Source organism: Streptomyces sp. NPDC036764, assembly GCF_055609385.1.
On sequence record NZ_JBVJPT010000002.1, the window covers coordinates 21,818 to 41,922 of the forward strand.

General features: G+C 69.1%; 21 protein-coding genes and 1 pseudogene. 17 read left to right on the forward strand and 5 right to left on the reverse strand.

Translation table 11 applies throughout. From position 1 onward, the window contains the following. Positions 1-24 precede the first annotated feature (24 nt). Positions 25-561 carry a trypco2 family protein gene (locus ACZ69Q_RS11700; protein ID WP_471040342.1) on the reverse strand — a complete coding sequence of 179 codons (537 nt, stop codon included), beginning with the start codon at positions 559-561 and terminating at the stop codon, positions 25-27. Positions 562-564: 3 nt separating this feature from the next. Here ACZ69Q_RS11700 and ACZ69Q_RS11705 point away from each other — a divergent pair, with 3 nt between their 5' ends. Further along, positions 565-1,143, forward strand: a complete 579-nt coding sequence (locus ACZ69Q_RS11705) for a zinc-binding dehydrogenase (RefSeq protein ID WP_471040344.1) — start codon at positions 565-567, stop codon at positions 1,141-1,143. A 319-nt stretch (positions 1,144-1,462) separates the two neighbouring features. Here the strand turns inward: ACZ69Q_RS11705 and ACZ69Q_RS11710 are convergent, their stop codons facing one another. Beyond that, on the reverse strand, positions 1,463-2,329 hold the full coding sequence (locus ACZ69Q_RS11710) for a GNAT family N-acetyltransferase (RefSeq protein WP_471040346.1): 867 nt from the start codon (positions 2,327-2,329) through the stop codon (positions 1,463-1,465). Positions 2,330-2,386: 57 nt separating this feature from the next. Then, a pseudogene (locus tag ACZ69Q_RS11715) lies at positions 2,387-2,530 on the reverse strand (IS630 family transposase); the annotation flags it as partial. A gap of 402 nt (positions 2,531-2,932) precedes the next feature. On the opposite strand from ACZ69Q_RS11715, the gene ACZ69Q_RS11720 reads away from it, so the two are divergent. From ACZ69Q_RS11720 to ACZ69Q_RS11730, 3 genes are all read left to right on the forward strand, one after another. Next, positions 2,933-3,307: a roadblock/LC7 domain-containing protein gene (locus ACZ69Q_RS11720; RefSeq protein WP_471040348.1), complete on the forward strand. Its 375-nt coding sequence runs from the start codon at positions 2,933-2,935 to the stop codon at positions 3,305-3,307. Between the two features lie 208 nt (positions 3,308-3,515). Then, positions 3,516-3,872 (forward strand): ArsR/SmtB family transcription factor, encoded by a 357-nt coding sequence (locus tag ACZ69Q_RS11725; protein WP_471040350.1) that lies wholly within the window; start codon positions 3,516-3,518, stop codon positions 3,870-3,872. Between the two features lie 136 nt (positions 3,873-4,008). Then, the gene (locus tag ACZ69Q_RS11730; RefSeq protein ID WP_471040352.1) at positions 4,009-4,251 is read left to right on the forward strand and encodes a hypothetical protein; all 243 of its coding nucleotides are present in this window, start codon (positions 4,009-4,011) and stop codon (positions 4,249-4,251) included. 27 nt (positions 4,252-4,278) lie between these two features. On the opposite strand, the gene ACZ69Q_RS11735 is transcribed toward ACZ69Q_RS11730, so the two are convergent. Both ACZ69Q_RS11735 and ACZ69Q_RS11740 read right to left on the reverse strand, forming a co-directional pair. Beyond that, positions 4,279-4,653: a hypothetical protein gene (locus ACZ69Q_RS11735; protein WP_471040354.1), complete on the reverse strand. Its 375-nt coding sequence runs from the start codon at positions 4,651-4,653 to the stop codon at positions 4,279-4,281. Next, complete coding sequence (locus tag ACZ69Q_RS11740) at positions 4,650-5,099, reverse strand: hypothetical protein (RefSeq protein WP_471040356.1); 450 nt, start codon at positions 5,097-5,099, stop codon at positions 4,650-4,652. The genes ACZ69Q_RS11735 and ACZ69Q_RS11740 overlap by 4 nt, the downstream gene beginning before the upstream one ends. A 542-nt stretch (positions 5,100-5,641) precedes the next feature. Between ACZ69Q_RS11740 and ACZ69Q_RS11745 the strand changes: the two genes are divergently transcribed. The 13 genes from ACZ69Q_RS11745 to ACZ69Q_RS11805 all read left to right on the forward strand — a co-directional run bounded on the left by ACZ69Q_RS11745 (position 5,642) and on the right by ACZ69Q_RS11805 (position 20,105). Continuing rightward, complete coding sequence (locus tag ACZ69Q_RS11745) at positions 5,642-6,304, forward strand: LuxR C-terminal-related transcriptional regulator (protein ID WP_471040358.1); 663 nt, start codon at positions 5,642-5,644, stop codon at positions 6,302-6,304. 326 nt (positions 6,305-6,630) lie between these two features. Next, positions 6,631-8,469, forward strand: a complete 1,839-nt coding sequence (locus ACZ69Q_RS11750; protein WP_471040361.1) for an ATP-binding protein — start codon at positions 6,631-6,633, stop codon at positions 8,467-8,469. Positions 8,470-8,845: 376 nt separating this feature from the next. Further along, positions 8,846-9,484 carry a Pvc16 family protein gene (locus tag ACZ69Q_RS11755; RefSeq protein ID WP_471040363.1) on the forward strand — a complete coding sequence of 213 codons (639 nt, stop codon included), beginning with the start codon at positions 8,846-8,848 and terminating at the stop codon, positions 9,482-9,484. A gap of 127 nt (positions 9,485-9,611) precedes the next feature. Continuing rightward, positions 9,612-11,501: a phage tail sheath subtilisin-like domain-containing protein gene (locus ACZ69Q_RS11760; RefSeq protein WP_471040365.1), complete on the forward strand. Its 1,890-nt coding sequence runs from the start codon at positions 9,612-9,614 to the stop codon at positions 11,499-11,501. A 38-nt stretch (positions 11,502-11,539) separates the two neighbouring features. Then, positions 11,540-11,977, forward strand: a complete 438-nt coding sequence (locus ACZ69Q_RS11765) for a phage tail protein (RefSeq protein ID WP_471040368.1) — start codon at positions 11,540-11,542, stop codon at positions 11,975-11,977. Between the two features lie 2 nt (positions 11,978-11,979). Then, positions 11,980-12,375 (forward strand): hypothetical protein, encoded by a 396-nt coding sequence (locus ACZ69Q_RS11770; protein ID WP_471040370.1) that lies wholly within the window; start codon positions 11,980-11,982, stop codon positions 12,373-12,375. Next, positions 12,372-12,503 carry a DUF6760 family protein gene (locus tag ACZ69Q_RS11775; protein WP_471040372.1) on the forward strand — a complete coding sequence of 44 codons (132 nt, stop codon included), beginning with the start codon at positions 12,372-12,374 and terminating at the stop codon, positions 12,501-12,503. The genes ACZ69Q_RS11770 and ACZ69Q_RS11775 overlap by 4 nt, the downstream gene beginning before the upstream one ends. Before the next feature lie 951 nt (positions 12,504-13,454). Beyond that, complete coding sequence (locus ACZ69Q_RS11780; protein ID WP_471040374.1) at positions 13,455-14,210, forward strand: CIS tube protein; 756 nt, start codon at positions 13,455-13,457, stop codon at positions 14,208-14,210. Then, positions 14,207-15,436 carry a phage late control D family protein gene (locus ACZ69Q_RS11785; RefSeq protein WP_471040376.1) on the forward strand — a complete coding sequence of 410 codons (1,230 nt, stop codon included), beginning with the start codon at positions 14,207-14,209 and terminating at the stop codon, positions 15,434-15,436. The genes ACZ69Q_RS11780 and ACZ69Q_RS11785 overlap by 4 nt, the downstream gene beginning before the upstream one ends. A 31-nt stretch (positions 15,437-15,467) precedes the next feature. Then, entirely contained in the window at positions 15,468-16,121 is a 654-nt protein-coding gene (locus tag ACZ69Q_RS11790; protein WP_471040379.1) for a phage baseplate assembly protein V, read from the forward strand. Positions 16,122-16,166: 45 nt separating this feature from the next. Beyond that, a complete protein-coding gene (locus ACZ69Q_RS11795) occupies positions 16,167-16,445 on the forward strand; it encodes a PAAR domain-containing protein (protein ID WP_471040381.1) in 279 nt (92 codons plus the stop codon). Position 16,446: 1 nt separating this feature from the next. Next, a complete protein-coding gene (locus tag ACZ69Q_RS11800; RefSeq protein WP_471040383.1) occupies positions 16,447-16,899 on the forward strand; it encodes a GPW/gp25 family protein in 453 nt (150 codons plus the stop codon). Beyond that, positions 16,896-20,105 carry a baseplate J/gp47 family protein gene (locus ACZ69Q_RS11805; RefSeq protein ID WP_471040385.1) on the forward strand — a complete coding sequence of 1,070 codons (3,210 nt, stop codon included), beginning with the start codon at positions 16,896-16,898 and terminating at the stop codon, positions 20,103-20,105. Before ACZ69Q_RS11800 ends, ACZ69Q_RS11805 begins: the two co-directional genes overlap by 4 nt.

The window sequence follows — 20,105 nt, forward strand, 5'->3', positions numbered from 1 at the left end:
CCGTCGATCCCCGCTCTGGGTGAGTCACCGCGAGCGCTGCGTGGCCTCGTCGTGGATGTGCGCGTCCGCACCGGCGGCGTCGACGGGTTGCAGAGTGAGCTTGATGCGGTGCACGGCATGCGCGCTCACCGCAGCGCGCGCCTCAGCGGACCAGGGCAGCACGAACACTTTGGCCTTAGCTTCACCCTCTTTGCGCACCTCGACGGAGAACTCGAGCTCCACCGGTCCGGTGCGGAACTGCAGGGCACTGCCCACGCCCTCGTCCATGGCCTGCTGCAACTGGGCCCGAATCGCGCTGACCGTCTCACCCAGCTCCGCCCACGGTTCCTGCCCCATAGTGCCCCCCAACACCTGAGCAACAGCGACGAGTTCAGCGTAGGCCACAGCCACCGCGCACACAGCCGCCATCACAGGATCACAGAGCTTCCGTCGCCGCTCGGGCGCGATGGCGGCCTGGCCGACCTTCTCCTCGTACCGTCCGGACGCCTCCTCCTGCCGGTGGGTGATCTCGCCTCCGCCCAGGCCGCGCCGCTGTCCGACGCAGGGCTCACCTCGTACCATGCGATGGCCGGCATCCGACCGACGCTCGGGGACTCCGAAGAGGCCGGTACGAGTGTCGCCGTCATCGGCGTCGGCGGCCTGGGGCACTTGGCGGTCCAGATCCTGCGCGCCACCACCGCCTCCCAGGTGCTCGCGGTCGACGTGAGGGAGGAGGCGCTTGCCCTCGCCGCCGAGTGCGGCGCGCTGTTCGGCACGCTCGTGCGGCCGGACACGGCCGAGGTGCTGCGCAGCCGGACCGGCGGCGCGGGGGTGGACGCCGTCCTCGACTTCGTCGGCACGCCCGAGACCCTCCGGTTGGCCGTGTGTGCCGTGCGTCCGGGCGGAGCGCTCGCCGTCGTCGGCAGCGGCGGCGGAGAACTACTGGTCCGGAAGCCGGGCGTGCTGCCACCGGGTCTGCGGATCTCCCTGCCCTTCTGGGGCACACGGAGGGATTTGGAGCAGGTCATGGCGCTCGCCCGGGCCGGTGCCGTCACGGTCACGACCCAACGGTTCCCGCTGTCCCGCGCCTTCGACGCGATCGAGGCCCTCCGCTCCGGCGAGGTGCGCGGACGAGCCGTACTGATCCCCGGCGAGGGGTTCTAGGTATGCGGTCCGGCGGCGTTGGGGACGGGGGTCACACCTCGAGTGGTCCTTGAATGCTCGCGCCGGCACTCCGGCGCTTCGAGGTGGTTGGCTGGTTTGTGCGGCCGGCTGACGGTCATTTGCGCAGGTCGTCATTGGTATGCGCTCTGCGGATGACGGATGGCGCCCCTCGTCAGCCGGGCTCGCTCGGAGTTGGAGCAGTGGATGTCCGATCGAGCCTCGTGCGACGGCCTCGTACGGCTGCCGCACGAGGCTCCGACGCGCATGGGCCGCCGTACGAGGTGCTGCGCCTTGGTGAGAAGGTCCGCAGGCCCCGACGTCACACCTTCCGGATCCGGTCGGCGATCTCCGGCCTCGCCGCGAACCCGGCCGCCTTGTACGTGGCGACGCCGCCGACGTTGGAGCTCGGCGTGCACACGCGCACGCTTGACGAGCCCATCTCCCGCAGTGCGGCCGCCCCGGCGACGGTGATCGCCCGGCCATAGCCGCGGCCGCGGTGGTCCGTGTGGACGCCCATCGGCTCGACCAGTCCTGGTTTCCCCGGGCCGGCCGACCAGACCGTTACCACCGCCGCGCAGTTGCCCTGGTCGTCGTAAGCACCCAGGCAGCGGGCGTCGGCGTAGAACGGTGCCGCGGACATCTCGTGCCGGTACTCGCGCGTGGGCTTCGTGGTGTTGAAGGCGGACCGCAGGACGTCGGCGAAGTCCTGTGCCTGCTCCAGGCCGATCTCCTTGATCCACACGCCGGGTTCCTCCACCGCTTCGCCGAGGTCGCGGAAGAGCGGCGTCCACGGCTCGTCGACACCCCAGCCCTCCTTGGTCAACAGGTCGTGGAGCAACAGGCCCTGCGGCGCCTCGATGGACACCGCTCCTTCCGGCAGCACGCCGCGCTCGGGCAGCGAGAAGTCCTCGACGAGCCGCCGCGCCAAATCCTCGTCCTGGAAAGCGTCGGTAGCGACCGTCATCCGCACGAGCGTCGGCGTATCCAGCATCCCGACGGCGAGGATCCGTCCGTTCCGGCTCCAGGTCCGTACCGCCGCGGCCGTCTCGGCCGTTCCGAACCGGTAGTTCCAGCCGATGTCCCCGGGATGCAGTTGCATCGGCGTTTCGTCGTGCTGCCACTCCCGCAGCGCCGCAACGGCCTCGTGCACCCCGTCGGCCGCGGGCGTCCTCAGCACAATCGTCATAGCCGGGATCAGACACCCCGTCTCGGTGGCGTGCAACCGATTAACCGACCAGGCGCTTCAAGGTGATGGTGGCGGGAGGTCGATGGCGAGTCCGGTCCCGGCGAGGAAGCCGTCGAGGGCGTCGGGCCGGTACTGGAGGCGCTTGAGTCGGTTGCGCACGAGCGCGGCGAGTCGGTCGAGGGCAACGCCGGCGAGGGCGGCCGGTGCGCACTCCCTGCCCGGCGTCGCTGATCCTGATTGATCACGCGGATTCGCCCTCGTAGAAGATCCGGAACGGAATCTGTTGCGCGTCCACGTGTTGGAGTGGCGTGGCGGGGACAAGTCACGCGCGTCGCGGCGCAGGGCCGCACTCCCGGCCGGTTGCCCATGCCCTACCCGCCCCGCACCCCCGCAAGTCACGGGCTGAGGTTTCCGGCGCCAACTTCGCGCCCCGCCAAGGCACTTGTGGTCTCTCGAACGGTCGCGTCGCGCAATCGTCCGGTCGTCGAGGGTCAGTCCCGAAGAGTTCCTCCTCACGTGACGCAGGCGTGCATACGGTCCGGACACCGAGGCGGGCCGACCGGTACCGGCCCGCGAAGTCGAAGTCAGGCAATGGGAGGCGCTGTGGCGAGTGTGGAAGTGTCGTTGAAGGAGATGATGGCCGGGGTCGAGGGAGCCCTGGGAGCCGCCGTTGTCGACTACACCAGCGGAATGGCGCTGGGCACGATCGGTGGGGGCAAGGACCTGGACCTGACCGTTGCTGCGGCCGGCAACACGGATGTCATCCGGGCCAAGGTCCGCACCATGGAGCAGTTGGGTCTCAAGGGCCGGATCGAGGACATCCTGATCACGCTGGACCGCCAGTACCACGTGATCCGCCTGGTGACCGGTCGTACGGGCAACGGGCTGTTTCTGTATCTCGTTCTCGACAAGGGCAATTCGAATCTGGCGATGGCCCGCCACCAACTCAAGCGCGTGGAGGAGGCGATCGAGATCTAGTCGGCCCGAGGACGCCGGTGGCCACGCCTGCCCACCATGTGAAGACTTCTTCAAGTCACCACATCAGCATGGTGCCAATGTGCGTTCCTGCCGAGTCCGAGACGTGAAGGATCGGCATCCCAAGGCGGTCTGTGACGCGGCGGTGTCCCTCGACGCCGCCGCATCGCGGTGACCGCAATCCCACCCACCCGAGCAGGAGCGAGCACCCATGCAGGCCCCCCTCTACCAGGTCAAGGCAGAGTTCTTCCGCATGCTCGGCCACCCCGTACGCATCAGGGTGCTGGAACTCCTCCAGCATGGGCCGGTGTCCGTACGGGACCTGCTGGCCGACATCGACATCGAACCGTCCAGCCTTTCGCAGCAGTTGGCCGTCCTGCGGCGCTCCGGCATCGTCGTGTCCATGCGGGAGGGCTCTACCGTCCGCTACGCGCTCGCCGGAGGAGACGTCGCCGAACTCCTGCGCGCCGCCCGCCGGATCCTCACCGAACTCCTCGCCGGCCAGTACCAGCTACTCACCGAACTCCAACAAGCCGACGACCCGGCCCCCTTGCACACCACCAGGTGACAGCGGCACGGCAACGGAGATGCCTCAGGATGCCGCTCCCTTGCTGATCTCGACGGCGGACGAGAACAGACTCGTGCACCTGTTCCGTACCAGCGAGGGGGCTGGAAACCTGCCATGTACTACTACGGTGTCGAGCATGAAGTCGCGCATCGTGGAGATCGTGCGGTGGGACACCCCGCAACCCCAGCTCGCCAACACCGTGTGCAGCGCACACGGCACCAAGACCTGTACTCGGGACCTCGTCGCTGACGTCTTCCTCTGCGACGCGGGCAGTCCCCGCATCCATTGGACCGTGTGTCAGCAGTGGCTCGACCACGAACCCGACGTGGCGGCGTACGAGGCGGCGCGGCAGGCCCCTGGCGAGGGAGTACTGCGGTAGACCGGGCGTTGCTCAGCCGGGCTTGCCTCAGTGACCAAGGAGCCCGGCAACAGCGCCCGCTGAGGCCAGCAGCGATAGCACCGTCCCGTTGTCTTGTAGTGCCGCTAGCAGCCGCTCCCGCTGACCTGGCGAGGCCTGGCCAGTGACAGTGATCTCCTCCTCGATCCGCGCAAGGGCCTCATCAAGGACAGCCGTCTCGGGGCTTGACCGCACCCGCTCCAGATCCGCCCGCAGTTCCCTTACTGCGCTCAGCAGTTCAGCGGTGGCCTCGTCCGTAGCAGCAGCATGGCTCGTGGCCTGTTGGTGGTAGGACCCAACACTGTGGGTGTTGTTGATGGCCCCGATGAGGCCGCCGACGACCTTCCGGCTGAAGGTCAGATCTTCACCGCTGTCCCTGTTCATGCGATCCCACCCTTCGCCCTCTCTTCGACGGCCTCCGGGGCCGACGGTTCCATCGTATTGGCCGTCGTGTCCGCAGCCGTCGGCTGCACACCTGGCTGCTGAGTCGCGGGCTGAGTAACTGCCTCGCGGATCTGACGGATCTGACCTAGCTGTTGGAGCAGGGCGGGTGCTGCGGCCCCAACCGTCAGGGCGCCCAATGTCCCGGTGGCTTGACCACTGGTCCCGTACGCCGTGGCGGCGGCGCCACCGAGCACCAGTCGCGCGACAGCGATGGCCACCACCGGCGGCAGGTCAATGAAGTTGAGAAAGCTCGGGGGGTTCCTGCGCTTGTTGCCGGTTGGCGTCAGCCGAGCCGCGCGCCATTCGCCCAGCCGGTTGAAGAAGGCGACTGCTTCGATCAGCGCTCCGCCTGCTCCGCCGATCAGCATGTACTCGATCACCGTCACCTCGTCGCTCCCCCCGCCGCGCTGAACGACTCCGTCACCATCCTGCCACCACGGGCGGGGCTGCACGGCAACTTGGGCGCTGCCAAGGGTCTTTCACCGTCCGATCCACGAACGGCTCAGAGAGCGCCGGCGTCGCTGGGGCGGCACAACCACGAGGGATGTATGGCCGAGCCTCGTTCGAACCCCCTCCGGACCCGCAGCCCCACCCGGCCGGCTGGATGCCGCCAGGCCGTCCACGACCTCAGCCAGATCCCTTGCGCTGGGACCAGCACGAAGGCTTCCCGCCAGAGTGGAGGCCGTGGAATCCGGTCGGCGCCTCGCCGTCCGGTGGCTACCGCAGACTGGGCGACCTCGTAGAGATCACCCTCACGCCGGATGCCGCCGGGACGCTGGTACGTGTCGCCGAGAGCGGGGCGCTGGAGAACGCCGATACCAGTGCCATGGCCGAGAGGCACTCACTTTCTGCACCGGTTGAGCCGTGGCAACACGCCTGGGGCGGGGTCGTATCTCAGAGCCTGTGGCACGGCTACCCTCAACTCGATGTGATCGACGTACTCCTCATCGCCCCTGTCAGGGTGTACCGCGAGGCTACCCTTCAGGCCCTCAGGTCCGACCCCACGCTTTCACTCGTCAGCAGCGGTGGCACCGCGGCGGAAGCCGTCTCGGCCGCAGCCCGCCTTCAGCCGTCGGTCCTGCTCCTCGACCTGGCCGTACGGAACAGCCTCGCCGCCGTACAGGCGATCACGCACCACACGCCTGCCACTCGCATCATCGCGCTTGGTGTAGAGGACACCCGGACCATGCGTGAGAACGTCATCGCCGCTGCAGAGGCAGGAGTGGCTGGGTTCATCGACGCAGAGCACTCGCTCCAGGATGTGGTGGCCGCAATCTCCGCGGTGGTGCGCGGCGAAGCGCCGTGTCCGCCGCGGATCGCGGCATGGCTGCTCCAGCACATGCGGCAGCCCCGCCCGGCTGTCGGCCGACTGCGTGAGGACCTCACGGACTCGTTGACCGCCCGTGAGCGCGAGGTGCTGTTCCTGATCGCTGAGGGACTGTCCAACCACCAGATCGGTGAGCGGCTGGTCATCGGGAAGGCGACGGTCAAGTCCCACGTCCACGCGGTGTTGCGCAAGTTGGGAGTCACGCGTCGGGAGGCGGCCGTGCACGTTCTGCGCCAGCCTGGCAGCAATGGCCCACCAGGCTGAGTGAAGGAGGAGAAAAGGCGGAGAGAGGTGGACTCGGTGTCCTCCCTCCCTACGGCCGATTTCCACCACGAGGGTGGGTGGCATCCTGCGTGCCGCACGGTAGCCATGCCTCTGTGACCTCCCCAGCCACCCAGCCCGCACCGGATCTCTCGGCACTTCGGCATTGGGTCACTGACGTCCTCCTTCGCGCCGTCGAGAGCGCGGGTCCACAAAGCGGGGACAATTCCGAGGCCGGGCCACTGGATCGGCTGTACCCGTCGCACGGTCATGTCGTCGCGGCACTCACCACTGCGCGTACGCCGGTCGGCATCGTCTCTCCACCTCCTGTGCCCGACCACGTGGCTGCACCTCTCCTGCACCAAGGGTTCGACGACTTCGATCTCTGCGTGCTGTCCCTTGCGCTGGCACCGGATCTCGACCCCCTCTTCGGCCGGAGCATCGCCTGGCTACGCGACGGTGGCAGCGGGAATCCCGGGTTCCCATACCCGACGGTGAATCTGTTGGCCCAACTGTGCTGCGACAGCGACGCCGAGGGAGATGTCGTAGTGGTCCGGGTGGGCCCAGGTTCCCGACTGGTGCGGGTAGGGCTGCTGGACCTGCTCGTCGACGGCGTAGTCGACGCCTACTCCCACCGAGCCGCCATCCGTGCGTCAAGCGATTTGTTGCGCTGGATGTTCGGAGTCCGGGAACTACCTGATGATCTCGCCAGCATCGCGGTGGCAGAGACGTACGTTCCGCCGGACGTGGTTGACCCGGGGCCTGTGGAAGCATTGCAGCGGCGGCTCGGCGGGCAGACTCCGGCACTCACCCACCTGTACGGCCCTCAGACCGGCACCTGCCTCGACGTGGCTTGGTGGAGTGCCGCGCGTGCCGGCCGTCCGGTTCTACGGGTGGAGGCCGAGGCGCTGAACGACCCCGCTACCACCCGTCGGCTGGCAGCACAGGCTCTGCTGCGCGAAGCCGTTGTGGTGGTCGACGCCACAGCCGACGCCACTCCTCCCGCCCTGGCGTGGGAGCTGTTCTCGCACGCCGTGGTCATCGGGAACGCGCAGTCGCTGCCTCCGGTGGTCGCGCCTGCCAGCCCCGTAACCGTCGCGTCGATTGCCATCCCCCCTTCCCTTGTCGATCCGGCCAGTCCGAGCCTCGCAGCGGCGCTCCTCAGTCGGGGAGTCGTGCTCGGCTCCGAAGCCGGTTCCAGACCGCTCGGCGAGTGGGCACACCTGTCCGGGCTCGAACAGCGTCGGCTCATCGAGGTGCTGGCCGCCCGCGCGAACGGCGCCCACGACACAGATGCTGTGCCGACGGTGACCGCCGCGGACGTGTGCGAAGTGGCGACCTTGGTGACCGCCGGCCCCCTGGACCGACTGGCAACGCGGCTGCCGACCACGGCCGAGTGGGCTTCCCTGGTCCTGCCCCCACCCGTGGTCGAGCGCCTGCACGACGTGCGCTCTCAGGTGGCGTCGCGGAGACAGGTACGCGATGAGCTGCAGCTTCCTGACTCCGTCGGCCGAGGCATCTCCGTTCTTTTCGCGGGGCCCAGCGGTACCGGCAAGACCCTTGCCGCCCGGCTCCTTGCAGGGGACATCGGCCATGCCCTGTACCGGGTCGATCTAGCATCGGTGGTCTCCAAGTACATCGGCGAGACCGAACGGAATCTCGACGCGGTCTTCAGCGCAGCCGTACGCACGAACGCGGTCCTCCTCTTCGACGAGGCGGACGCCCTCTTCGGCAAACGCAGCGAAGTACAGGACGCACGGGACCGGTACGCGAACCTGGAAGTGGCGTACCTGCTGCAGCGGATGGAGAACTACGACGGCTTGGCAGTGCTGGCCACGAACCTGCAGCACCACCTGGACGAGGCCTTCAGCAGGCGCCTGTCGTTCGTCGTCCATTTTCCCTTCCCTGAACCTCCCGAGCGGGAAAGGATCTGGCGGGCGGTGTGGCCGGATGGCCTGGCGCATACACCCGATGTCGACTTCGCCAGCCTCGCTGAGCGCTATCCGCTCTCCGGGGGTCACATCCGCAACGTGGTCGTCACCGCCGCGCATCTGGCGGTGGTCGGCAGCGGCGTTGTCGACCACGAGACCATGCTGCGGGCAGTGGAGCGCGAATATGACAAGTTCGGTCAGGCGACGAGGGATCTCGCACCGCGAGGGGACTTCTGATGCCGGGCGACACGCCTCTATGGGACGAGGCCCTCCAAGAGCCGGTCGACGAGCGCCTGCACGACCAATGCGCGCGTCTCCTTACCGTGGGCACCCTCACGGTGGCAAAAGACCGGGAACTCATGCGCAAAGAGAGGCTGCCCAATGAGGGGGGCACCCCTACGGCCCGGCAGAGGAGGGGCTGGCGACAGGTAAGCCGCGAGAATCACACCGAAGCCAAGCCGGTCCAACTCCTCCCGTTTCAGCCCTGCCAGACCGGGTCGATTCTCAGTCCGTACGACCCACGTGAGTCCGGCAAGCGGGTGATGGCCAGGGCAGCCAACGCGACGATCACTCACCGCTGGCCGGACGGCGGCGAAACCCACGAGGGGGACGGATGATCGACGTCCTCGACCTGGTCATTCGACAGACACTGTTGACGCGCGTCCGCGGGCTCGGCAGTGCTCAGATCGGGTTCCAGCCGCCCGACGAAGACTGGCGGCGCCAGGTCGGTGCGGCGCAGGGGGTGTTCGTGAACTGCTATCTCGTCGATCTGCGAGAGAACCGTCGACTGCGGCAGACCGCCCACCAGAACATCGCCTCGGGCACGCCCCCCGGCGCGGCCGTCCACGTGCGCTGCCTTTACCTCGTGTCCGCCTGGAATTCGGCACGAGACTCGCCCCAGGTAGCCGCCACCGAGCAAGAGCACGCGATGCTCGGAGCAGTGGTGAGTGCCCTGATTGCTGCCGGGCCACTCGTACCGGCAGCGGTGCTGACACCACAGCAGTTGGACGGCGTTCCGGCCTCCCTCCGGGAGCGCTCGTTGTCCGTCGACCTCCTTCCGGTCGACGGCTTCACGAAGCTCGCCGAATTCTGGGGCACGATGGGCCGCCCCGCGGCATGGAAACCGGTGGTGCCAGTGACTCTGACGTTCCCGGTCCCCGAGCCGGATGGCGCCCCGGGCCACATCGTCCGGACGGTCCGAGCCGCCTATGACCTGCCGCCCAACGGCCTCGTCGAGACACGGAGGCTGTGACTTGCCCGTGCAGCAGAGCGGGATCCACACGTCCGAACCACCCCCCTGAAAGGACATGCGCATGCCCATCCCCAGTGCCCCGGGGGTCACCGTTGTGGAGACCGAACCTCCTTCACCCATCCGAGGCGTGTCCACGAGCATCGCCGCCTTCATCGGGCTGTGTGCGGACGGCCCCACCGGACAGCCCACGTTCGTCGGCAGCCTGGACGCCTTCACACAGAGATTCGGAGGGCCGGTGGACGGCGCCGGTACGCCGTTCTACCTCCCACTCGCCGTGGAAGGCTTCTTCCGCAACGGCGGCACGCAGTGCTTCGTCCTGCGGGCAGGCAAGGCGACCCCCGCCTTCGCCGCCCTCCCGGGCCGGGAGCAGGGCCAATCCCTGGTCGGACGGGCGGTGTCGCTCAGCACTGGCAGCATGGGGCGCGGCGGGTCGGTGGAGATCAAGGACGTGAGTGCGCTCCAGGAAGCCCTGCCGGAAGGCCGGACGGGACTCGGGCTTGTCCGCGACTCCGCCGCCATCACCCAGGTCGACCCCACCCGCCGCAAGCTCACAGTCGACGACCCGGGCTCCTTCGCTCAAGGCGACAGCGTCGAGCTGCAGAAAGATGCGCAGACTCTTGACGCTGTCGTACGCCAGGTCGAGGCACCGAACGTCATCGAGCTCGCTGCCGCCCTTCCCGGCTCGACCGACTTCGCAGGCGGCACCCTGACGACGGCCGCACCGAAAGCGGGCGACAGCACCGTACGACTGAACGTACCGGTCGGCCTTGCGCTGCGGGCGTTGGTGCCCCGTGGGTCCGTGGTACTGCTGGACGATGGCACGGTTCACGAGTGGGCGGTCGTCGCCGAGACGAGCGGCGACGGCGTGCGGCTCACCAAGCCTCTGACACAGGACTTCAAGCCCGAAGCGCAGCTGAGTACCGCCGAGTTCGATCTGACCGTGGCCGCACCGGATGGCAGCGATCCGGTCACCTTCCGGGGGCTGTCCACAGCCCCCATCCACCCGCGCTGGTGGGGCGGCCCCACGGTGGACAGCGGCTATCTGCGCATTGAGCCGACCGAGGTTCCGGCGTCGGTAACCGTCGACCCGCGGCCGCAGGCAGGGGCGTTCACGCTGGGCGGGGACGTACCGGACGATCCCGCCACCACGTGGAGCGAGCTGAACACGCCCGACGGGATGCAGAAGCAGTTGACGCTCATCGAACCGATCGACGAGATCAGTCTGGTCGCCGCCCCGGGCTGCGGGCTCCAGGCCCAGCAAGCCATCGTGGAGCACTGCGAGGCGCTGCACGACAGATTCGCGATTCTGGACTGCGCCCAGGGGATCGAGCCGACGGCGGCCGTGAAGCAGCGCGAGAGCCTGACGGGCAAGTTGGACAAGGGTTTCGCCGCGCTGTACTACCCCTGGCTCCAGGTACACGATCCGGCGCGAAACCGCGTCGTCGCACAGCCTCCGTCCGGACACATCGCCGGCATCTACGCCAGCACCGACAACCTCCGCGGTGTGCACAAGGCTCCGGCCAACTCCGGCATCGCGGGCGCCCTCGGACTGGACCGGCGGTTGCGAGACAGCGAACAGGGACTGCTCAACCCCCAAGGCGTCAACGCCCTGCGGATTCTGCCCGGCCGGGGCGTGCCCATCGTCTGGGGTGCCCGTACGACGTCCAGCGACGTCACATGGCAGTACATCAACGTACGCCGGCTGTTCCTCTTCTTGGAGGAGTCGATCCAGGAATCGCTGCGCAGCGCGGTGTTCGAACCAAACGACCTTGCCCTGTGGCATCGGCTGACGCGCACGCTCACCGAGTTCCTCGGCCGCGTCTGGCGAGACGGGGCACTGTTCGGAGCCACACAGGAGGAGGCCTTCTTCGTAAGGATCGACGAAGTCCTCAACCCGCCCGCCACCCGCAAACAGGGCGTGCTGAACGTGGAGATCGGTGTCCAGCCGGTGTATCCGGCCGAGTTCATCGTCGTCCGGATCGGGATCTGGGACGGCGGCTCCCAGGTCAGCGAATAGCGGCCGACGCAGCGCAGAGAAGAGGAAGGCAGAGGACCGTGGCCACCGCCGAAATTCAGGACCCGTACGTCAACTTCAACTTTCTCGTCGAGCTGGACAGCATCGCAAGGGCCTCCTTCCACGAGGTCTCCGGCATGGACTCCACTGTCGACGTCATCGAACACCGGGAGGGCGGGTGGAACACCACGCCGCGCAAGTACCCGGGTCAGACCAAGCACGCCAACCTGGTGCTCAAGTGGGGTATGGCAACGGACACCGAGCTGTACGACTGGCACCGTGAGGTGACCCAGGGCAAGCTCAACCGCCGCAACGGCTCGGTGGTACTGCTCGACAGCGGTGGCAAGGAGGTCGCCCGCTGGAACTTCGTGCGCGCCTGGCCGTCCAAGTACACCGGGCCGGGCCTCAACGCCGAGTCCAGCGACATCGCGATCGAGACCCTTGAACTAGTACACGAAGGCCTGACGAGGGTGAGCTGACAGTGCTGCAGATCGAACACGAATTCACCCTCCCGGTCGGGCTGCTCGGCGAGGACGGCACGCTGCACCGGGACGGCACCATGCGGCTGGCCACAGCCGCGGACGAGATCCTTCCCCTGGCGGATCCCAGAGTGCAGCGCAATCCGGCGTATCTCTCCGTGGTTCTGCTCAGCCGCGTCGTGATCCGGCTCGGCGGCCTGGAAACGATCACTCCGAAGACCGTCGAGGCTCTCTTCGCCGCGGATCTGGCCCATCTGCAGGCCCTCTACAACGAGGTCAATGCCGTCGACGAAGCGGCGGGCACCGCGTGCGCTCACTGCGGGGAGGAGGTCCGTACGGGCCAGGAGCGCCTGGGGGGATCCGGAGCTATCCCGTCGACCGCCTTCGGGACGAGATGAGTTTCCTCGCCTACTACCTCCACTGGTCGCACGCGGAGCTGGTGCAACTCCCGCACGGCGAACGGCGGGAGTGGGTGAAGCAGGTGTCCGCGATCAATCAGCGAATCAACGAGCAGGAAGGATGCTGAGGTGAGTCTCCACCGCGTCGGGCCGCCGATGAGGCCTGCGGTGTGCGCCCTGCTGCGGCGAGCGCGGGCGCATGGCGTGCACGGTCATGGGCCGTACCGACGCCCGGCCACCCGGTTCGCCGGCATCCCCGTGGTGCACCGCGGCCGACCGCGCCTGCCGCGTGCGGTGGCGACCTACCGCCCCGGCACCGGCCTTGGCATGCTGCGGATCCAGGTCACCGAGGCCGCAGGACCATCGGTATGCCCCGGCCATCGCTTCGAACGCCTGCTGACCTTGCGGCAGTCTGCGGTCTCGGCCGGTCTGACCGCTGTGGCTGTGAACCGCGCCGTGGTGGCGGTCCCTGCCCCCGAGCCGCACCTTCTCCGGACGGTGTCCGCCATGGCGCGCCGGCCGGATGCGCGACGGGCCGGTGGCCTGTACACGCTCGCCGGGCCGTCGGCCGGCCCCCTGGGGCCGCCGTTGCGGACGCTCCTCGTGCACACCGGGCTTGCCCGGATGCGGTCCGCAACCGAGGCCTGGCGAGACCCGGGAGGACTGCAAGCGGCCCCTGCACAAGAGGCGCGAGGCTCGCTTCGCGCAGGCGTTCACCTACCCGGACTCCAAACGCTCCGGCACCACCCCAGCGCCTCAGCGGTCACTCACGGCACCCTGGAAGCTCGAACCGGTGTCGTGACGCGCACAGGCCAGGTGCCGGCACCGGTGCAGTTGGTGTTCGCAGGGCCGCGGCCCGCCGCCGACGGTGGGACATTGACGCGGGGCCATTGGTCGGCTGGTGACCGAGATCCCGCGGAACGCCGGGCCTCAGCGGGATTCTTCGATGCGCCCGCCGCCCGGCCCGCGACCTTGGCACCCGCACTGACCACGGCTGATGTGCCGCGGCTGGTCGAGCGGGTGGCTCGGGAGATCGACCGTCGCGTGCAGGCACAGTTTGAACGCCGGGGGAGGCTGTGATGGCCGGGGCCGACGGCAGCGGTGTTCTGGCGCGGGCCGGTATCCACATGAAACAGATCCAGGCCGGGCTGGAACGGGCCAGCCTGACGAACATGGTCACCGGCCACCGGATCCACGTGTTGTTCAATCCCGAGGAGTACACGGTCACCCGGGAGACGAACTTCGCACAGATGGCCGTGCCAGGGCTGAGCACGCCGGTCGTGCAGTTCGTTCACGGCCAGGCGCAGACCCTGGAGATGGAGCTGTTCCTGGACTCGCTCTCGGCGAACCGCCAGGCCGCGGCCCACAGCGACGTACGTCTGCTCGTCCAAAAGGTCACCGACCTGATGGACATCGACCCCACTCTGCACGCTCCGCCGCCCGTGCTGTTCACCTGGGGCAACCTCACCTTCACCAGCGTGCTCAGCCGGGTGACCCAGCGGTTCGTGATGTTCCTGCCGAGTGGTGTGCCGGTCCGGGCCCGGCTCACCGTCACCTTCAGCGAGTACCGCAACACCGATCTGGAGGCGAAGGAACTCAAGCGCCAGACCAGTGACTTCACCAAGGTGTATCTCACCGCCGAGGGGGACTCGCTGCCCTTGATCGCCTGGCGGGAGTACGGTTCGGCCGCCTGTTGGCGGCCCATCGCCTTGCGCAACGGCATCGACGATCCCCGGCATCTGCCCCTGGGCATGCCTTTGGTCCTGCCCCGCCTGCCCTATGTGGACCGAGCCACGGGTGAGGTCTTCGACCTGCCGGCCACGGAGTTCGCATGAAGGCCCCCCGCTATGCGCCCGAGATGCGCTTGGCCTTCGGGGGGAAGCCGGCTCCCGCCTCGCTGCGCGGGTCGGTGACCGACGTCTCGTGCGTGACCGGCCTGGGCAGCAGTGCCGACCGGCTGGAGATCACCCTCGCCAACGAGGGACTGCGCTGGCTGGACCACCAGATGTTCGCCCTCGACACCCCGGTCAGCCTCGCCCTGGGGTACGCCCCCGATGAATTGCAGACCCTTTTCCACGGTCACGTGGTCGGCACCGAGGCGGACTTCCCTGCCGAGGGCATGCCCGCTGTCCGCGTGGTGGCCCAGGACCGGCGAACCCGGCTGGCGAGCGCCTCACCCGCCCGCTGGTTCGCCGCACCCCTGCCCCGGATCGGTGTTCTGCCGGTCCCCGATCTGCTGGTCGCCCCCTATCTGGCGCTTGAGCACGGGCTGGTCCCGGTCGTGGACCGGCTCGGCGCGGTGCTGGCCGCCGTCCTGGGTGCCGCCGACATCGCCGGTTCCATCGAGGACCCGACCATGCGTCAGCGTGTGGTGCGCCACCAGCACTCCCAGACCACTCTGCAGTTCCTTCAGCGCATCGCCACCGAGAACGGCTGGGAGCTGCTGATGGAGCACGATCTGGATCCGCGGGGTTTCGTGCTGCGGCTGATGTCGCCCGGCGCGTTCCTCACGCCGGGCGTCACCCTTCGGTACGGCAATTCACTGCGGGAATTCTCACCGCGTATCTCAGCCGTCGGGCAGGTGGCCAGGGTCTCGGTGCGTGTCTGGCGCCCGGAGGTGCGGCTCGAACTGACGGTCAGCGTCGGCTACGACTGGGATCGGCAGAAACTCGGCATCGACATCACGCCCGGATTCGGCCTCCCAGAAGGCTTTCAGGGCAAGGAGGTGATGCTGGTCGACGAGCCGGTCACGCTTGCCGGCGCACCCAGGGTCATCCTGGGAAAGTTACTGCCACTGCTCAACCGCAGGACCACGGCGAAGGGCTCCTGCGTGGGAGACCCGCGGATCCGGGCGGGCCGGGTGCTGCGCATCGAAGGCGTCGGCGAGACGTTCGGCGGCCTCTGGCGGGTGGTGTCCGCCCGGCACACCCTGGACTCCGGTGGCTACCGGACCGACTTCGAACTGCGCAAGGAAATCTGGTTCGACGGGATTCCTCGCCCGGCCCAGGGGGCGACCCGGGTCCAAGGCGGCATATTTACCCTGCCCTCACCCAACCAGTGATCCTTGCCCCGCAGTTCTGGAGGTGCCCCGCGTGTTCGAGCCGTTCTTCGATGCCATGGATGATCTCACGACGTCCGCCGATCCACGGGTGACCGGGGTCGCGCCGGCGATCGTGGTCCAGAATCTAGACCTCACGCATGCGGGGCGCGTCCAGGTGCGCTACGCGTGGCTGCCAGGTCTGGAGCCCTGGGCGCGGGTGTGCGCTCCGGTGGCCGGCGACGGCTCCGGCATGTGGTGCCTGCCGCAGGTGGGCGACGAGGTCCTCGTCGCCTTCCGTAACGGCGACGCGCGAGAACCGTATGTGCTGGGTGGTCTGTGGAGCATGGCGTCGCAGCCCCCTGTGGACCTGCCGACCGACGCGCAGTTCAAGCGCGTTCTGCGCTCGCCCTTGGGCCATGAACTGTCCTTCGACGACCTGCTGGGCAAGGTCGTCCTGCGCCACCAGAAGGGTCACTCCGTCGAGTTGGGTGCGGACGGAATCACGATCTCTGTGGCCGGCGGAGCCGCGTCCGTCAAGCTCGGCGCCACGGGAACCATCACCCTGTCCGCCAAACGGTCGGTTGAGGCCGAGAGCCTCGACATCACGTTGAAGGCGAGCGACTCGGTGACCGCCGCCGCGGCCCGGACCTCGCTCAAGGCCCAGGCGACCTGCACCGTCCAGGGAAAGATGGTGAAGATCAACTGACCGGTCTTGGCGCTGCACCGATTCCCGAGCAGACAGGAGCCGCACATGCCACTCGCAGCCCGTGTGATGGAGCAGACCGCCCACCCCGGCGTGGTGTCCGGACCAGGTGTGCCCACCGTGATGATCGGCGGTAGCCCCGCCGCTGTGCAGGGCGATGTCCACACATGCGCCTTTCCACCGCCGGCCGCCCATCCCCCGAGCCCCTTCCCGAAGGGCTCGGCCACCGTCCTGATCGGCGGCCGTGCCGCCCTCCGCCAGGGCGACACGGCCGGCTGCGGCGCACCGATCGTCGCCGGGTGTCCCACCGTGCTGATCGGCGGGTGAGATGGGCGAACACCCTATGGGCGGCGAGCCGACCCAGAGAGCCCACGCGGGCTCCGCCGCCTCCGTACTCGGCCACGGCTGGGGGACTCCCGTCGGCTTCGACCCCGTGGGCGACGTGGCCCAGGTCGCCGGACCGGAGAAGGTCCGGCAGTCCATCCGTTTGATCCTCGGCACCCGGCGTGGTGAACGCGCCATGAGGCCGGACTTCGGCGCGGGCCTCGAGGAGCTGCAGTTCGAGCCCTTGTCCGCCACAACGGCGGCTCTGGTACGGCACAGGGTCGAGCAGGCACTGATCGCATGGGAGCCCCGGATCGACGTCCGGGAGGTGGCGGTGACCGTGGGCGACCGGGCAACAGGCCGGCTCGACATCGAAGTGGCGTACCGGATTCGTTCGACCAACACCTTTTACAACGTCGTCCACCCCTTCTTCCTGCGTGAGGAGGCGCAGCGGTGACGGCATCGCCGCCCGGACGCGCCGAGATCCTGGACAGCCTCCTGCTCCGCCGGACGGGGTGGGTGCCTGAGTGGCAGCCGACCGCCGACTCGGTGTCGACGGGTGCCGGTCATGCCCTGGCCGCCCTGCTGTCCTCGCTGGCCGAACGGCTCGCCGCGGTTCCCGACCGGCAGCTCGCCGCACTGCTCGACCGGATCGGCATCGCACCGCTGCCGCCGCGCGCGGCATCCGCACCTGTACTCCTGGCGCCCTTGCCCGGAGCCGTCGGCGGCCGGGTCGCGGCGGGTACAAGGCTCGCGGCGGCCTCGGCACCGGACGCAGCCGAACCGTTGCCTTTCGAGACAGAGACCGGCATCGGGCTGGTGGCAGCACCGCTCGTCGAGGTGTGGAGCGTCGTGCCGGGCTCAGACAGCGCCGCCGACCACTCGGCCGACGCACTGGCGCGCCGGCCGTTCACCCTCTTCGGTGGACTGCGCCGCACGCAACGGGAGCTGTACCTGGGGCACGACAGTCTGCTGGCCTTCGCCGGACCGTCCGCCGTGGACATCCGGATCACTCTCGCCACCCCCTCTTCGATGCCGCTGCCGCTGGAGTGGAGCTGGTGGGACGGGAGTTCATGGCGCGCCTGCGCCCCCTGGGGTGATGCCCCGAGCCGCTCCCGCGACGGCACGCGCGGGCTGACCGGGTCGGGGACGGTCACTCTGGTCGTCCCGTCGGCCCAAGCCCGCCCCACCGAGGTGCGCGGCATCACCTCGTACTGGTTGCGTGCCCGCCTGACGTCATCCGTGGTGCCCGCACCCGGACTGGTACTGCCCGAATTGGCGGGCATCACGCTCATCGGCAGCACCCAGAGCGTGCCCACGGGTCTGCGGCCGGACCGGGTCGTCGCCGAAGGGCTGCCCGTCGACGCCACCAAGGCGTTCTCCCCGTTCGGCCCGGCACCCGAGCTGGGCAGCGTCTTCCACCTGGCCTGCGACGCCGCCTTCGCCCGGCCGGGCGCTGTCGTGACCTTGAGACTTACACGTGCCGAGACCGCCGCCGAGTCGGCCGACCGTATCGCCGACGTTTCCCCCGAGCACAGCGATCCGTCCAGGGAGCCGCCCCAGGTGGTGGTGGTGTGGGAGTTCTTCGACGGATCGGGCTGGCACGAGCTGCGCTTGACCGTGGGGGCGCAAGACGGTGCGAAGCCGCAGAGCCTGCTCGGCACAGGCACAATCACGTTCACGGTGCCCCCGGGCTGGGTCCCGGTCACCGTCGCCGGCGAGGATCGCCGCTGGCTCCGAGCCCGGTTGTCCGCCGGTGCCTACGCCAACCTGCGGAGCCTCAGCGTGAGCAGCGGAGAGGAAACCCTGAAGTTCGCGATCGTCGAGCCCAGGCCTCCCGTCCTCGAACCCATCGAGGTCTCCTACATCTACACACCGACTCCAGGGCCGCCCGAGCACGTCCTGGTCCTCGACGACCACACATGGCGGGAGGGGACCGTCGAGAACCCGGAGATCGTCGCTCCGCTCTTTCGGCTCCTGCCGGACGCGGCACCGACGATCTACCTCGGTTTCGACGGCGACCTGCCCGCGGACCGGATCGGCCTGTATGTGCGGCTCGACGAGAGCGGAGCGCTCCCCATGCCGGGACGGCTGGTGTGGGAGGGACACGACGGCACCGACTGGGTGCCGCTCGCCCACGAGGACGCGACGGCGGGCCTCGCCCGCTCGGGAATCGTGCACCTCCAGTGGCCCGGCAGCGCCGGTCCGGCGGGCGCGCCCGTCGCCGAAGCGCAGGATCGCAGGGTCACCCTCCTGGGGCGCGGTGCCGCCACCCGCTTCTCCCCAGGCGACCGGCTCGTGCTGTCGGACCTCCGTGGCAGCGAGGCCGTGGTGGTGGACGCCGTCGGGGGCGAGAGGGTGACCCTACGTGGCCCCGTCTCCCGTGCCTATGCGGGCGGGGAGTTGCGCGCCGCGCCACCCGCCCGGTTCGGCACCCCCAGGACGTGGCTGCGGGCTCGGCTGCCTGCGGACGCCGACCCGGCACGGGCCACAGTCCTCCTATTGGCTCCCAACGCCGTCTCCGCCCGCCAATACCTCACGGTCACCGACGAGTTGCTCGGCTCCGGTGACGGGACCGCCGGTCAGGTGTTCCACAGCCGGCATGCGCCGGTGCTTGAAGGCGTCGTACTGGAGGTAAGGGAACGCGACGGTCTCCATGCCGGTGTCGATCTCCCGCTGCTCCTGCAGGAGCTGGGGCCCGCCGAGCAGGATCAGGTGCGCACCGTGACGGAGCCGCGCACCGGGCGGGTCGTGGAGGCCTGGGTGCTGTGGACGGAAGTCTCCAGCCTGAGCGCGGCGGGACCTTCGGAGCGTGTCTTTGCCTGTGATCACGCCTCAGGACGCATCCTGTTCGGCGGAGACGGGCATGGCATGCCCGCTCCCCGGGGCGACGGCAACGTGGTGCTGCGCTCCTACCACACCGGCGGCGGGGCGGCAGGCAACGTCGCGGCGGATGCGATTACACAGGTGGTGGGCGCGGCTGGAGTCTCCGGGGTGAATAACCCCAGCCCAGCGGCCGGCGGCGCCGACGCGGAATCCTACGCCTCTGTCCTCGCCCGGGGGCCCGCGCTCCTGAGGCACCGTCGGCTGGGGCTGACCGAGAAGGACATCGAGTCGATCGTGACGGAGACCTGTCCGGGGGTGGCGTATGCCCGGGCGCTTGGGGCCGTCGACGGGCACGGCCAGGCGCTTGCCGGCGCGGTCCGGCTCGTGGTGATCCCACGTGACGGGTCGCGCCGGCCGACACTCTCCGGTGAGCTCCGGCGGCTGGTGTACAACGCGATCGCGGCCCGGATGCCCGCCACTGCCGTGCCCGGGCTGGTGGTCGAGGGGCCGCGCTACCGGCCGGTGGGAGTGAAGGTGGGGGTGCGTCCGGCGCGCACGGCGGAACCGGGTGTGGTCCGCTCGGCGGTACGGGCTGAACTGGACCGTTTCCTGGACCCGGTGGGGAGCGGCCCGGACGGGCGGGGCTGGCCGTTCGGCCGGGCGGTGCACGCCTCCGACGTGGCGCGTCGACTCGAGGCCGTACCCGGCGTAGACGTGGTTACGCGACTCGACCTCGACCTGGACGGCAGCCCCGCGGGTGACCGCGTGGAGATCGCGCCCGACGCGGTGGTGTGCGCCGGGCCGCTGACCGTACAGCTCTCCGGAAGGGAGGCGTGA

Bases quoted from the DNA above. Each gene is read 5' to 3' on its own strand.
- ACZ69Q_RS11800 (WP_471040383.1), top strand. From the start codon at position 16,447: ATGGGCGAACACCCTATGGGCGGCGAGCCGACCCAGAGAGCCCACGCG.
- ACZ69Q_RS11735 (WP_471040354.1), bottom strand. From the start codon at position 4,653: ATGAACAGGGACAGCGGTGAAGATCTGACCTTCAGCCGGAAGGTCGTC.
- ACZ69Q_RS11795 (WP_471040381.1), top strand. From the start codon at position 16,167: ATGCCACTCGCAGCCCGTGTGATGGAGCAGACCGCCCACCCCGGCGTG.
- ACZ69Q_RS11705 (WP_471040344.1), top strand. From the start codon at position 565: ATGGCCGGCATCCGACCGACGCTCGGGGACTCCGAAGAGGCCGGTACG.
- ACZ69Q_RS11725 (WP_471040350.1), top strand. From the start codon at position 3,516: ATGCAGGCCCCCCTCTACCAGGTCAAGGCAGAGTTCTTCCGCATGCTC.
- ACZ69Q_RS11730 (WP_471040352.1), top strand. From the start codon at position 4,009: ATGAAGTCGCGCATCGTGGAGATCGTGCGGTGGGACACCCCGCAACCC.
- ACZ69Q_RS11785 (WP_471040376.1), top strand. From the start codon at position 14,207: ATGAAGGCCCCCCGCTATGCGCCCGAGATGCGCTTGGCCTTCGGGGGG.
- ACZ69Q_RS11780 (WP_471040374.1), top strand. From the start codon at position 13,455: ATGGCCGGGGCCGACGGCAGCGGTGTTCTGGCGCGGGCCGGTATCCAC.
- ACZ69Q_RS11775 (WP_471040372.1), top strand. From the start codon at position 12,372: ATGAGTTTCCTCGCCTACTACCTCCACTGGTCGCACGCGGAGCTGGTG.
- ACZ69Q_RS11755 (WP_471040363.1), top strand. From the start codon at position 8,846: ATGATCGACGTCCTCGACCTGGTCATTCGACAGACACTGTTGACGCGC.
- ACZ69Q_RS11700 (WP_471040342.1), bottom strand. From the start codon at position 561: ATGGTACGAGGTGAGCCCTGCGTCGGACAGCGGCGCGGCCTGGGCGGA.
- ACZ69Q_RS11710 (WP_471040346.1), bottom strand. From the start codon at position 2,329: ATGACGATTGTGCTGAGGACGCCCGCGGCCGACGGGGTGCACGAGGCC.